12 protein-coding genes and 1 pseudogene are annotated in these 12,563 nt (G+C 61.3%); 8 read left to right on the forward strand and 5 right to left on the reverse strand.

What is annotated here, in order from left to right; translation table 11 throughout:
- Positions 1 to 70: 70 nt before the first annotated feature.
- Positions 71 to 1,158, forward strand: a pseudogene (locus BC363_RS30855) (citrate synthase/methylcitrate synthase).
- A gap of 189 nt (positions 1,159 to 1,347) precedes the next feature.
- Here the strand turns inward: BC363_RS30855 and BC363_RS30860 are convergent.
- Together BC363_RS30860 and BC363_RS30865 are read right to left on the reverse strand one after the other, a co-directional pair.
- Positions 1,348 to 1,677 carry a hypothetical protein gene (locus BC363_RS30860; RefSeq protein WP_065793356.1) on the reverse strand — a complete coding sequence of 110 codons (330 nt, stop codon included), beginning with the start codon at positions 1,675 to 1,677 and terminating at the stop codon, positions 1,348 to 1,350.
- A gap of 35 nt (positions 1,678 to 1,712) precedes the next feature.
- Complete coding sequence (locus tag BC363_RS30865) at positions 1,713 to 2,693, reverse strand: AraC family transcriptional regulator (RefSeq protein WP_065785088.1); 981 nt, start codon at positions 2,691 to 2,693, stop codon at positions 1,713 to 1,715.
- 110 nt (positions 2,694 to 2,803) lie between these two features.
- Between BC363_RS30865 and BC363_RS30870 the strand changes: the two genes are divergently transcribed.
- The 5 genes from BC363_RS30870 to BC363_RS30890 all read left to right on the forward strand — a co-directional run bounded on the left by BC363_RS30870 (position 2,804) and on the right by BC363_RS30890 (position 7,976).
- Positions 2,804 to 4,003, forward strand: coding sequence for an MFS transporter (locus BC363_RS30870; protein ID WP_065785089.1), 1,200 nt, complete (start codon positions 2,804 to 2,806; stop codon positions 4,001 to 4,003).
- Positions 4,004 to 4,200: 197 nt separating this feature from the next.
- The gene (locus tag BC363_RS30875; protein ID WP_065785090.1) at positions 4,201 to 4,449 is read left to right on the forward strand and encodes a helix-turn-helix domain-containing protein; all 249 of its coding nucleotides are present in this window, start codon (positions 4,201 to 4,203) and stop codon (positions 4,447 to 4,449) included.
- A 136-nt stretch (positions 4,450 to 4,585) separates the two neighbouring features.
- Positions 4,586 to 5,608 carry an LLM class flavin-dependent oxidoreductase gene (locus BC363_RS30880; protein WP_065785279.1) on the forward strand — a complete coding sequence of 341 codons (1,023 nt, stop codon included), beginning with the start codon at positions 4,586 to 4,588 and terminating at the stop codon, positions 5,606 to 5,608.
- A 211-nt stretch (positions 5,609 to 5,819) separates the two neighbouring features.
- Positions 5,820 to 7,178: a dicarboxylate/amino acid:cation symporter gene (locus tag BC363_RS30885; protein ID WP_065785091.1), complete on the forward strand. Its 1,359-nt coding sequence runs from the start codon at positions 5,820 to 5,822 to the stop codon at positions 7,176 to 7,178.
- 351 nt (positions 7,179 to 7,529) lie between these two features.
- On the forward strand, positions 7,530 to 7,976 hold the full coding sequence (locus tag BC363_RS30890) for a GNAT family N-acetyltransferase (protein ID WP_065785092.1): 447 nt from the start codon (positions 7,530 to 7,532) through the stop codon (positions 7,974 to 7,976).
- Between the two features lie 153 nt (positions 7,977 to 8,129).
- Here BC363_RS30890 and BC363_RS30895 read toward each other — a convergent pair whose 3' ends face one another.
- Both BC363_RS30895 and BC363_RS30900 read right to left on the reverse strand, forming a co-directional pair.
- Complete coding sequence (locus BC363_RS30895; RefSeq protein WP_065785093.1) at positions 8,130 to 8,348, reverse strand: hypothetical protein; 219 nt, start codon at positions 8,346 to 8,348, stop codon at positions 8,130 to 8,132.
- Positions 8,349 to 8,381: 33 nt separating this feature from the next.
- A complete protein-coding gene (locus tag BC363_RS30900) occupies positions 8,382 to 10,331 on the reverse strand; it encodes a hypothetical protein (protein WP_065785094.1) in 1,950 nt (649 codons plus the stop codon).
- Positions 10,332 to 10,886: 555 nt separating this feature from the next.
- Here BC363_RS30900 and BC363_RS30905 point away from each other — a divergent pair.
- A complete protein-coding gene (locus tag BC363_RS30905) occupies positions 10,887 to 11,279 on the forward strand; it encodes a hypothetical protein (protein WP_065785095.1) in 393 nt (130 codons plus the stop codon).
- Between the two features lie 178 nt (positions 11,280 to 11,457).
- Here BC363_RS30905 and BC363_RS30910 read toward each other — a convergent pair whose 3' ends face one another.
- A complete protein-coding gene (locus tag BC363_RS30910; RefSeq protein ID WP_065785096.1) occupies positions 11,458 to 11,793 on the reverse strand; it encodes a hypothetical protein in 336 nt (111 codons plus the stop codon).
- Positions 11,794 to 12,018: 225 nt separating this feature from the next.
- On the opposite strand from BC363_RS30910, the gene BC363_RS30915 reads away from it, so the two are divergent.
- Positions 12,019 to 12,456 carry a hypothetical protein gene (locus BC363_RS30915; RefSeq protein ID WP_065785280.1) on the forward strand — a complete coding sequence of 146 codons (438 nt, stop codon included), beginning with the start codon at positions 12,019 to 12,021 and terminating at the stop codon, positions 12,454 to 12,456.
- Positions 12,457 to 12,563 lie beyond the last annotated feature (107 nt).

Here is a 12,563-nt window from a genome sequence, read left to right on the forward strand (position 1 = left end):
ATCAAATTTATCAAGATTGACGTCAATACATCTAAGCTGGACCATTCTCCCGCGTAAAGGAGAAACGCTTATGAAAAACGGACTTGAAGACGTCGTCGCCGCTGAAACGCAGCTCTCCGACGTGGACGGCGAGGCAGGCCGATTGGTTATCCGCGGCGTGTCGCTCGACCATCTTGCCGAATACGCCAGCTATGAGGATGTCGCGGCCCTCTTGCTCGACGGCCTGATCGAAGGAAACCTCGAAAAGGAAAATCTGCGCCGGCGCCTGGGACAAGCACGAACAGAGGTCTTCGCGCACATCCGGGCCATCGACGACGATATGCTGGGATTGCCGCCAGTGGACATCATGCGCGCGCTCACCGCCCGCCTGCCGGACGGTGACGATCTTGAGGCCGCGCTCGGCCTGCTTGCGGCACCGGCCGTCTTTCTGCCGGCAATCCTGCGCCTGAAGAATGGCGACGAGCCGGTTGCTCCATCGCCATCGCTCTCCCAATCGGCGGACATTCTCGCTATGCTTGGCGGGGGAGACCGAGCAAGGAAAAGGTGAAAGCGCTCGATACCTATCTCGTGACGATTTCGGATCACGGCCTCAACGCTTCGACTTTTGCGTCAAGGGTGATCGCCTCCACCAAAGCCGGCCTTACCTCGTCGGTACTCGGCGCGATCGGCGCCCTGAAAGGGCCGCTCCATGGCGGCGCGCCTGGACCGGTGCTGGACATGCTGGATGCGATAGGAAGTCAGGACAACGCGAAAGCATGGCTCAACCAAGCGCTTGATCGGGGCGAACGCCTGATGGGCTTCGGCCATAGGGTTTACCGCGTCCGGGATCCCCGCGCCGATGCGCTGAGGTATGCTTTGCGGCCCCTGATCGACGCCGATCAAGTCGATCGCGAACGCATCAAGCTTGCAAATGCGGTCGAGCTGGCAGCACTGGCGATCCTGAAGGAGCGCAAGCCGGACCGGCCTCTCGACGTCAATGTTGAATTCTATACGGCACTGTTGCTCGATGCATTGGGCTTCCCGAGAGATGCCTTCACCGGTGTCTTCGCCATCGGTCGCACCATCGGCTGGATCGCCCATGCACGCGAGCAGGCGCTTAGAGGTCGCCTGATCCGTCCGCGCTCGCTCTATGTCGGACCGCTGCCACAGGCGGCCTAGGTCGCATCTGTGTTGACCGCCGCTGGCCGACGGCAGTGGTCTATGCCGGGAGGCCAGGTGGGGCCGCCGACTGCATAATTCCTTAAATCGAAATCGATTTAAGGATAAATTATGCAGCAAGTTTAAAGTGTTACAGCGTCCTTCGCGCATCATATTTGATGCGCGGCGCTGTAGCCAATCGTGCCTTGATCATTCGCGCGTCGGCGCTGCCCTCGGCTCCAGCGGCACATAGCCGTCGGCGGTGAGCCAGTCGAGCGTCGTCTTGCCCACCCCGCGCAAATAGGCCACGGCTTCAATGAGAAGAGGATCGGTCAAGTCTGCCGGGCCGAGCAGACGGCTGGTCTCGCCATCCAGACACGACACTATCGCCGCTCGATCTCCCTCCTCAATGTAGGACCGAACGACATAGGCCTTTCCCCCTTCCGAAAATCGATAGATGTCATACTCGTAGTGATAGTCGTAAAAGCCTTCCGCGTCGGGCGCCGAAGCATCGATATGATGGCTGACGTCAACGCGCATGGCAGCAACCCGCGATGCTTGATTCGGTTCGGCCGTCAATGATCATGCCCGACCTCCCCGAGGGCGGCGGAGCCGGCTGAAGGCAAGCGCGAATTCTGGGCCGAATTCCTGCTTCGATAATGGCTTGGCGGCGCCCCGATGATCTTGCGGAACGCACGGCTGAAAGAAGCTTCCGAATCGTAGCCGAGGCGGCCCGCGACAAGGGCCACCCGCTGCCCTTCCTGCAGCCATTGATGCGCCTGGTGCATCCGCATGCGCGCGACATAGCGGGCCGGCGTCTCGCCCACGGTGTCGACAAAACGCTGGGCGAAACCCGATCGCGACGCCCCCATGAGCTTTGCCAGTTCGGGCACTGTCCAATCCCTTGCAGGTTCGAGATGGATGGCTGCAAGGACACGTCCGAGTTCCGGGTTGCGAACGGCCGCAAGCCAGCCGGTCGCCGTGCCGCAGCCATGCTCCACCCAGGTTCGAATGAGCGTAGCGGTGAGCACATCGGCGAGCCGCGCGAGAATGCCGCCCGAGCCGACGCGCTGCATTTCTGCTTCCCGCATCATGGCATCGAGCAGCGGCGGGATCGACGGTTCGCTCGACGCAAGGTCGCTGGTGCGCATGACGGCGGGCATCAATTGCAGCAGCGGATGCAGACGATCGACATTGAACCGCATCACCGCAAAGAAGATGAGGTTCTTGCTGTCTGTCGATGGGCATTGCACGTCGATGATGCCGTCGCACAGCTGCCGCCTCGGCAGGTCGCTTATCGAAACCGCAGGGATGCCCGGCTTGCTGGCAAGCACATGCGCATCACCCCTGGGCAATAGCACCGCATCGCCCTGGGCGAGCTCGATCCATTCGCCATCCGGTGTCTGAAGATGGGCCGAGCCTGCCGCGAGAAAATGGAAGCGTGCGGGCTCCTGCGCCGGGTAAGCCGTCGCCCAGGGCGCACAGGGTTGGCAACGCCCGTATTCGACGCCGTCGAGCCTCAGCCCGCGCAAAATCTCGGTCAATGCATCGCTCATGGGGCGCTCCGCAAGTTTGGACGAACGGCATAGTCTTTTGGATTTTCTAGCATAGAAACTCCGAACGGTCATGCCTACCTTCGCCATCAACAGTAGCGGAGATAAAAAACATGGATGGCGTCGTGACGAAATCAGGTGCCCCGACTAATGAGCAGAGCAATGCCCGCTGGGGCGCTGTCGTTTCCCTTTCGCTCGGGGTTTTTGGCCTGGTGACGGCAGAATTTCTGCCGGCAAGCCTGCTGACCCCGATGTCGGCGGACCTCGGGGTCAGTGTCGGAGCGGCCGGACAATCGGTGACCACGACTGCGGTCGTCGCGGCGGTCGCCGGCCCGGCGATCGTTGTCTACACGGGACGGTTCGACCGGCGCACGGTTCTTCTGGCCCTGACTGGCCTGCTGGTCGTCTCGAGCCTGATGGCGGGCTTCGCACCGAACCTTCCGTTCCTGCTTGCGGCCCGCGTCTTGCTCGGCGTTGCGCTCGGCGGTTTCTGGGCCATGTCGCTGGCGCTGGCCATGCGGCTGGTTCCGGGCAGGTTGATGCCTCGCGCCATGGCAATCGTGATGTCAGGCGTCTCGATCGCGACGGTTTGCGCCGCACCCGTCGGCGCCTGGATCGGCGCGACGCTCGGCTGGCGTTATGCGTTCCTGCTTGCAGCCGCAGTCGGGGTGATAACCTTTGTCGTCCAGGCCCTGACCGTTCCATCCCTGCCGCCGATCGGGACCACCGGCCTTGGCACGATCGCAAGAGTGCTGAGACGCCCGGCGATCCGGCTTGGGCTTGCCACGATCCTGCTGGTGGTCACCGGCCACTTTGCCGGCTTCACCTACATCCGCCCCTTTCTCGAACAGGTGCCGCGTTTCGACGTCGAAATGATCACCGCGATCCTGCTTGCGTTCGGTATCGGCGGCTTCTTCGGCAATATCGCCGGCGGCTTCCTGGCAGAGCGCAATACGCGCCTGTCCATGACACTGGCGGCCGTTGGCATCGCCGCCACGGCACTCCTGCTCGCCGTAGCCGGCATGCTGCCGGCCATTGCCGCCGCTGCCACGGCAGCCTGGGGCTTCGCCTTCGGTGCGCTTCCGGTCAGCGTCCAGTCCTTCATCAGCCGGGCCGCCGGCGACGAGGCGGAGGGTGCGGGTGCAGCGACATTGACGACATTCCAGATCGCCATCTCGACCGGGGCAATCCTCGGCGGCCTCATCGTCGAGCTCCAGGGGCCCGCCGGCGTCTTCATGTTCGCGTCACTGGCCGCCTTGCTGGGCGCTTCACTCGTCGCGGTCTCCCGCAAGATGGCGCTCCAAGCCGGCTGAGATGAAGGGCCTGCCAGTTGGCGGCCGAGACCCTGCATTTCGGCGGGGTCGAGTAAGCCGCCAACTGCGCTCCACAGAACAAACCTGCGCCGTTCATGTCGGCGACCGCGCGTCGGCGCAGCGATCGGTTGGGCCATCGAGCATCTGGGCGAGCCATTGTCTCTCGAAAGGCTGGCGGCGCGGGCCGGAATGAGCCTGTGCAGTTTCACCCGGCATGTCAGGAAGGCGACCGGAACCACCTCACGCAACGGCGTCTCAACCAACGGCTGGCGACCGCGCAGCGCCTGCTGGAAACCGGCTCCTGCTCGATCGGCCGCATCGCCGAGATGGCCGGCTTCGGCTCCACGGTATCGCTGCGCCAGCATTTCACCCGGGCCTTCTCGATCTCGCCCGCGAGCTATCGCCGACAGTTCAGGAAGAAGCCCGCCGCCCTGGCGGCTTGGTGAAGAGCTCCAAGGTCAGGTTTGTGACTATTCTACGTGAGCAGATCGGAAACACAGCGTTCGGCCTTCAACGCCTGTCGCCCGAGCCTGTCTTATGCCATCTAGGAGAGTAGCAATGACACATTCTCAGGGCGCTCTCGTGAAGAAAATCGGATTCCTTTCCTTCGGCCATTGGACCCCCTCCTCCCAGTCGCAAACCCGCTCGGCGGGCGATGCGCTGCTGCAGTCCATCGATCTTGCGGTTGCCGCCGAGGAGCTCGGCGCTGATGGCGCCTATTTCCGCGTCCACCACTTTGCCCGGCAGCTGGCTTCCCCGTTCCCGCTGCTGGCCGCCGTCGGTGCCAAGACGAAGCGCATCGAGATCGGCACGGCGGTCATCGACATGCGCTACGAGAACCCGCTTTACATGGCCGAAGACGCCGGTGCCGCCGACCTGATCTCCGGCTCCCGTTTGCAGCTCGGCCTCAGCCGCGGGTCGCCCGAACAGGTGATCGACGGCTGGCGATATTTCGGCTACCAGCCGCAGGACGGCGCATCGGATGCGGATATGGGCCGCAGCCACACCGAAGTGTTTCTCGAAGCAATGAAAGGCAACGGTTTCGCCCAGCCGAACCCGCGCCCGATGTTCCCGAACCCGCCAGGCCTGCTGCGCCTCGAGCCCCATTCCGAAGGGTTGCGCGACCGCATCTGGTGGGGATCCAGCTCGAACGCCACCGCCGTCTGGGCGGCCAAGCTCGGCATGAACCTGCAGAGTTCGACGCTGAAGGACGACGAGACCGGAGAGCCGTTTCACGTCCAGCAGGCCGCACAGATCCGCGCCTACCGGCAGGCGTGGAAGGAAGCGGGCCACGCGCGCACGCCGAGGGTTTCCGTCAGCCGCAGCATCTTTGCGATCGTCGATGATCGCGACCGCGCTTATTTCGGCCGAAGCGGCAAGGAACAGGATACGATCGGCTTCATCGACGAGAACACGAGGGCGATCTTCGGACGGTCCTATGCGGCCGAGCCTGACGTGCTCGTCAGGCAACTCGCCGGCGACGAAGCCGTGGCCGAGGCGGACACGCTGCTCTTGACCGTCCCCAATCAGTTCGGCGTCGACTACAACGCCCACGTCATCGAAGCTATTCTGAAGAATGTCGCTCCCGCACTGGGTTGGCGGTAAACAGCGAAACCGCCTCATTCGAACGGCGGCTGGATTGTGCCGGCGCGGAAGAGCGCGGACCGGCGACCGCTACGCGCAGGAAAATTATTCCACCTATGGTGGGCCACGTGTCAAAGCATTGCTTATCCCAGGCAGCAAGCTTGACTAGATTGCGCCAGTTGCGGAAGCTCTCTGCGAACGCTCCTCGCCTGCCATCAATCGAGTGTGAATCTTGTCCCAAGCTACTACCAAATCCCCGTCGAAGCCGTTTTTCCTGTCGTTCGGCTTTCAAGTTCTGGCAGCCATGGTCATCGGGCTGCTGCTCGGCCTCATCGCCCGAAATATGGGTGCCGATGCGGCCGGCAACCCCAACTGGCTGACCGTGACGCTCCAGACCATCGGCTCCATCTTCGTGCAGCTTTTGCGCGCCCTGGTCCCACCGCTCGTCTTTACGGCGATCGTCGCGTCCATCGCCAATCTGGCGACGCTCCAGAATGCGGCGAAATTGGTCTGGCAGACGCTCCTCTGGTTCGCGATCACGTCGCTCATTGCAGTTATCATCGGCATCGCGCTCGGCCTTATCATTCAGCCGGGCATCGGCTCGGCCGTGTCGCAGGAGGCTGCCAAGGCGCCATCCTATGCCGGCTCCTGGCTTGATTTCCTCAAGGGCCTGGTGCCCGCCAACATGCTGGGCCTTGAGGCAAGCACCAAGCTGACGGACGGAAGCGCCAGCACGTCGCTGAATTTCAACGTGCTGCAGATCCTCGTCGTTTCCATCGCCTTCGGTGCAGCCGCGCTGAAGGCGGGCGAAGCGGCCAAGCCCTTCCTCGCCTTCAACCAGTCGCTTCTCGCCATCGTCCGCAAGATCCTGTGGTGGGTCATTCGCCTGACGCCGATCGGCACGATCGGCCTGCTCGGCCGCGCCGTGGCGCAATATGGCTGGGGAACGCTCGCGCAGCTCGGCTGGTATGCCGCGGCAGTTTATATCGGCCTCGCCATCGTGCTCTTTGTCGTCTATCCGGCACTGCTGATCGCGCACGGCCTGAAGCCCTCGCGCTTCTTCGCCGGTGCCTGGCCGGCGATCCAGCTTGCTTTCGTGTCGCGCTCTTCGGTCGGCACCCTGCCCGTCACCGAAACCGTGACGGAAAAGAGCCTCGGCGTGCCGCGCGAGTTTGCGGCCTTTGCGGTCCCGCTCGGCGCAACGACCAAGATGGATGGTTGCGCTGCGATCTACCCGGCGATCTCGGCGATTTTCATCGCCCAGTTCTTCGGCGTGCCGCTTGGGCTTCAGGAATATGTGCTGATCATCTTCGTCTCCGTGCTCGGCTCGGCAGCGACCGCCGGCCTGACCGGGGCGACAGTCATGCTGACGCTCACCTTGTCGACGCTTGGCCTTCCGCTCGAGGGTGTGGGCCTGCTGCTTGCCATCGACCCGATCCTCGATATGGGCCGCACCGCCGTCAACGTCGCCGGTCAGGCACTGGTGCCGACGATCGTTTCCAAGCGCGAAGGCATTCTCGACGAGACCGTCTACAATGCCGGCAAGTCCATAGAGGACCCGGAACCGGCGGCTGTGCTCCAGACGGCATGATCGCCTTCACATCCAGAGAAAGCCGGCACCTCGCCGGCTTTCTTGATTCTTTTGCTGGCCATCCGCCGGATGCCTCGGATTGTTGCAGTTCGGGGACCTGCGCATCGCATCAGCCTTCCGCCTTTTTGCACTGCTTTCATCGATAGCGTCAGCGAAGCAGGACCGCGAAGGTCGGTAGACCAAAATCATGACCGATCCATTCCGAATGCAAAACTTGCCGGCAGCATTCGCGCTTCAATCAGCGCGTTTCGATGACGACCAGCGATACCGTAGAGTTGTTCTCGGCCCGCGATTGGAATACTGAGTGACTGTGATTTCTGCCTTAACAGCACGTTACGCAGCGGAGCTTGGATGCCGGTCATCTTCCAGCGGATAAATCAGGACCACGCGTTGCAGGCGGCTACCATTATCGTCAAGGCATATGTTGAGCCGCCTTGGAATGAGGAGTGGACGTTTGACAGGGCGGCGGCACGCATGGGCGAGTTGTCGACCACTCCGGGGTGGCTGGGCGTCGGGGCACTGGAGGATGGCAGGCTGTATGGGTTTGCCATCGGCCTTCCTCATACGTCGGCTTCAGGCCGAGGCCTGTATATACCTGAGATCGCGGTGCTTCCATCTCACCAGGCCAGAGGCATCGGGAAACAGCTGCTCAAACTGCTCGAGGCTGAAGCCCGGAACGCCGGTTTCTCGAGCGCATGGCTTTTGTCGCAAGGTCAGGGCGCCGCTGCAGGATATTACAAGGCAAGCGGCTACGAACAGGCCGCGAGGCTCAGGGTCTATTCAAAATCGCTACAATGACGTTCTGAACGCGCGCAGCCGTTTCAGCATAGTCCTCGCCGCTCTCATCACGTCAAAGGCACGACAGCGCCGCGCGTCTTGTCAGACGCGCAAAGGTCGCGCTAGCACTTTGAAGTAGGCTCAGGACTAGGCTCTGGTTTTTAGAGCGAAGCCCTACCCCTCGTAGTGGCCCGATGATGCGGCGGCGGCCGACTTGACGACCAACGCCACGTCCGCACCCTTGATCACGCTCACCCCTGCCGCGCGCAAATCGGCAACTGTCTTCAGTCCGCCTGCCTTCGGTGCTTCAAGTGGCTCGACGCTGCGAGCATCCAGATCGACAACCCAAAGACCCTCTTCGCCTTCGATACCTATGACAACAACTTTGGCCATCCGTTTTCCCCTCTTGCTATGGATTTGCCTGGTCTAAAATCCCGCCCTCTTCAAGCCTTCTCGATAGAGGTCCTTGTGCCATTGTTCCTTGCTGGGAACGGCGGCAAGCCATGTGTCCAGATCGAAATTGGGGTTGGCTTCGCGCACTCGGCGAACAAAGGCGCGCGCCTTGTCCCGCTGGCCCAACATCGCCCAGTTTGCAGCCGACAGCCTGTCCGCCAGGCTCGGATCGGCCATCCGCCCGATGAAGTCGAGCGAGGTCTCGAATTCGCTGAGCGCGTAGTTCGCTCCCGCCGCGGTCCAAAGATAGGAGTCCGGGCTCAAAGGATTGAGCTCGATCGCGCGTTCGATCTTTTGCAACGCCTTGCCGGGAAGTGAACAATGCACGAGAGTATCGGCATGGTCGGCGATGATATCCGCGTGGTGGGGACCAAGCGTCTCGGCCAGCTCCATCGCTTCGGCGCTTTCATCGAAGCCCCCCTGCAGCAGCTTGGCCACGCCGAACTCGCGATAGCCGTCAGCCAGATTCCGACGGGCATCGATGGCACGCATCGCGAACACCTCGGCCGACTTCAGCAGTTCGATATCGCCACGTGCCGTCAGCAGCCATTCCTTGGAGTAGGTCCTGGCGATCGAACTCAGAGCCGGCGCAAAATCGGCGCTCGCATGCAGCGCGGCCTTCATCTCCTTGCGCGCGCGCCGCAGATCCGGAAGCGTGAGCCGGTTCAAGTGTCGCCTTCCAACGAGATAACTATGATACGCAGCCGGGTTCAGTTCGCGATAGATGCGCGCCGCCTCATGCCGTTCGATCTCGCTTGAAACCGAAAGCGCGATGTTTCGCGCGATCACGTGTCGGGTACCGACAAGGTCCGGATGGTTCAGACTGAACCGTTCCGCCCACACAACCTCGTTGTCAGGAAAGAAGACGAGCTGAACGAACAACGTGCCGTCGCGATCGTGATTGTTGAACCGGCTATCGAGGATATAGCTGAGAGAATGACGCTCGAAGAAATCGGTCCGACCCTCGAACTGACGACCTATCTGGACGGCAGAATGATGCGCAATCACCTGAAGGCTGTTGAAGGCGCAAAATCCGATCGTGATGTCCTCGATCAAGGCGTTTGCGATGAAACGGCTGTCCGGGTGCCCGGCGTGGTCGCTCGGGGGCAGCAGCACCAGACGAGGAACCGTCTGTTGGCGGACCTCTGCAGATCCGGCCTGGGAGCCGAGTTCCGACATGCTCGCGGGACGAGCGTTCACCCCGGCGCCCGGCGCCGTTTCCCGCATGCTTCTGTTCGCCGTAGCGTTCACGAGATCGGCGCCGCGTGCAAGCGCACGGCTTCGCCTCTCGACAATCTTGCTGAGATGATCGACTTGATCTTCGGCGTGAAAGACTTCGACAAGCAATTGCAGCGTGTCCGAATCCGCGTGTTCGACTCCGAGCAGCAGGATCCCCGCGTCCTTCAGAACTTCGGCATCTTCCTCCGACCGCGCCGAGCGCGACGCCTTTCTCAACAAAGCCTTGAGTAGAGCGTTTTGGCGGTCCTTCTGCTCGGCAACCCAGCCATAAAATTCACCGCTCTGACAGCCGACCTGCCCAAGGAAAGAGCGATGCATCAGCGTCGCAAGGTTGCCGAGCTGGGCCAAAGGCTCGGCAACGTCCCCATCGATGGTCCAAACCATATCCGACAATAGGGATACTCGATCAACCAGGATCATACTGTCAGTAAAGGACAGGAACTGCACTCCGAGTTCCTTCTGGCGGAGCCTGATCCTCGAGATCATCTTGCGCATGTTCACGAGAGAAACGGCACTGTCTTCGTTGCCCCACAGGAATGCGGCCATCGCCGTCCGGTGTTCGGCTCCTTCTCTGGTCGTCAGCAAATAAGCGAGAAGTAACAAACCTTTTTCGGGATAGGCGACCTGTCGTCCTTCCGGATCAACAAGCTTCAGACCGCCAAAGGTTTGCAAAAAGAAAGCCATTTGTACCTTTAGGCGGTTGCGCCAATATTGATCAGCGTCCCCCGCGCAGAAAAACTCAACGGCAGCGTCTAAGCCTTTCGGGCGATAGTCGGGAAGCACTTTGGACAAACGATTGCTCGATAGAGTTTGTATCAAGGGCTTCCAGAATTCAACCAGGAATTTACATCGATAGTCGAAACCTGTGATAGTTTACCGACAGATATTCCCCGAGCATTTGCAGCTTATTCTACTTTCAATTGCAGACTTTATTCCAAACGACCCCGCAAAGACTGAAAAACCTCTTCGAATGACACAAGTGCCGTGTGCACCGGGATTGGCACTTCGCTCCGCTCTTCAGATCTGCTGCGGAACCACCCCTGACCTTACGATCCGTTGAACTCGCACGGAGATCAGCTGGGCATCGCCGAAGGACAAGGGGTCGTGACCTCGTACCAGCCTGCACCGGCATGACGCTTGCGCCTGCGAAACGCCATCGTGATTGGACTTCGCAGCCTTGTGGAGTCACGACAGAAAATGGGCTGGCGCAAAGCATCTATCGTCTGAATGGAGGCGACAATGAAGCACCGAACGCGCGAGCAACTGCTGGCCGTTGCGCAGGTTGAACGGGACCTGCGGCCAGCAAGCATGTCTCGCAATCAACGTCTTGAACGCTGGGCGGAACTTCTCGAGCTGATACCGCAGCAGCTTCTCTCAACAATCTTCGAAACCGAGTACAGGCCCGTCGAGGTCCGCGCCATGTTGCGCAGCGACAATTCGCCGATCTCGGTTGCGTTCGCGGATGCGGCGCTGCGCTCGGCCGGATTGCAGAGCGACACTTACGGCGAAGCAAAGCGCTTCTTCGAACTGAGCGACGCTCAACTGCACGAAGTCATCTGCTATTGTCACTTCGGAACCACCGTCAGCGCGACAACAGCGGCCCGCATCATCCGATCGACGCTGATTGAGTGATCGTCGAGAACGGCGCGCGGCAGGAGACGATAAGGACCAATTGAGTGCGGTGAGCGCTTTTTGCGATATCATCGAGGGCCCCCCAGGCGAGGCTTGGGTGCCGGGCGCGGGCAACAGCAGGCACACGTGCGGATCGCAAGGCATGAACCGACGGCGCCGTCCTGCCCTCAATCCAATTTCAATCCGGATCAGATGCGGCCGGCTCATCCGCTGGCAACGGTTCGGACTCCTGATCTCCTGTCACGACATCTCTTGCCAGCACCGCAACCTCTTGCTTCCCCCAGGCTTCGGCTCGATCCATCAGCGAACGCATCTCGGCGTTGAGGGCATGGGAGCGCAGGATGTGATCGGCGTGGCTGGTATTGGTGCGCGGATCGTAAAAGCTGCCGATGTCCTCGCCGGTGACGCGCCTGGCCTGCTCCAGCAACGCACGCAGCGCGGTGAGTTCAGCCTTTGCCACAAAGTATCGTCTCATCACGTCGATGAGTTCGCGATCGCGCGCTTTCGTTTTCATGAATGCCTCCGTCACAATGCAATTTGAGTGATCCCACAAGATGTCAAAATCTGGATCTTCAGCCGGGAGCAGGCGCGTTGCCTGTGGATGATTTGCCGCGGCGTCGGCTTGGAAGCGCAGGGCAAAGCGTCATCGTGATTGGACTTCGCACCCAACAAGAGTCACGCTTTCCCACAGGGAAAAATGGGCTGGCGCAGAGCATCAATCGTCCAAATGGAGGCGACAATGAAGCACCATACACGCGAGCAATTGCAGGTCTTTGCACAGATCGAACCGGACTATCGGCCGCTGAGCATGTCTCGCAGGGAACGTCTTGAGCGCTGGGCGGCGCTTCTTGAGCAGAGCCCGACCCGACATCTGGCGACGCTCTATGAAACCGAGCACCAGCCGGCCACCGTGCGCGATACCCTGCGCAACGACGGCTCGCCAATCTCCGTGGCATTCGACGACCCCATGCTGCGTGCCGCCGGCATGGAAGACGACACCTACGGCGAGGCGCTCCGGTTCTTCGAACTACGCGACTGGCAGCTACACGGCGTGATCTGCTATTGCCACTTCGGTGCAACGGTGAACGCCGAGACGGCAGCTAAGCTCGTCCGGTCAATTTTGACTGGCGAACGCAGCGGCCTGTTTGCCCGGCTGCGCGCGCTGTTTGTCGGCTGACGCGAGCCGCATTTCGTCATGGTGGGAGCGGTGGTGTCAGCGGGATCACGGTTCGCTGAGGGACCGATGATGCCTGGATGAAGCGCGCACGGCCCTGCGGCCGGTTG

The organism is Ensifer sp. LC384 (assembly GCF_001695865.1).
Lineage (GTDB): Bacteria > Pseudomonadota > Alphaproteobacteria > Rhizobiales > Rhizobiaceae > Ensifer.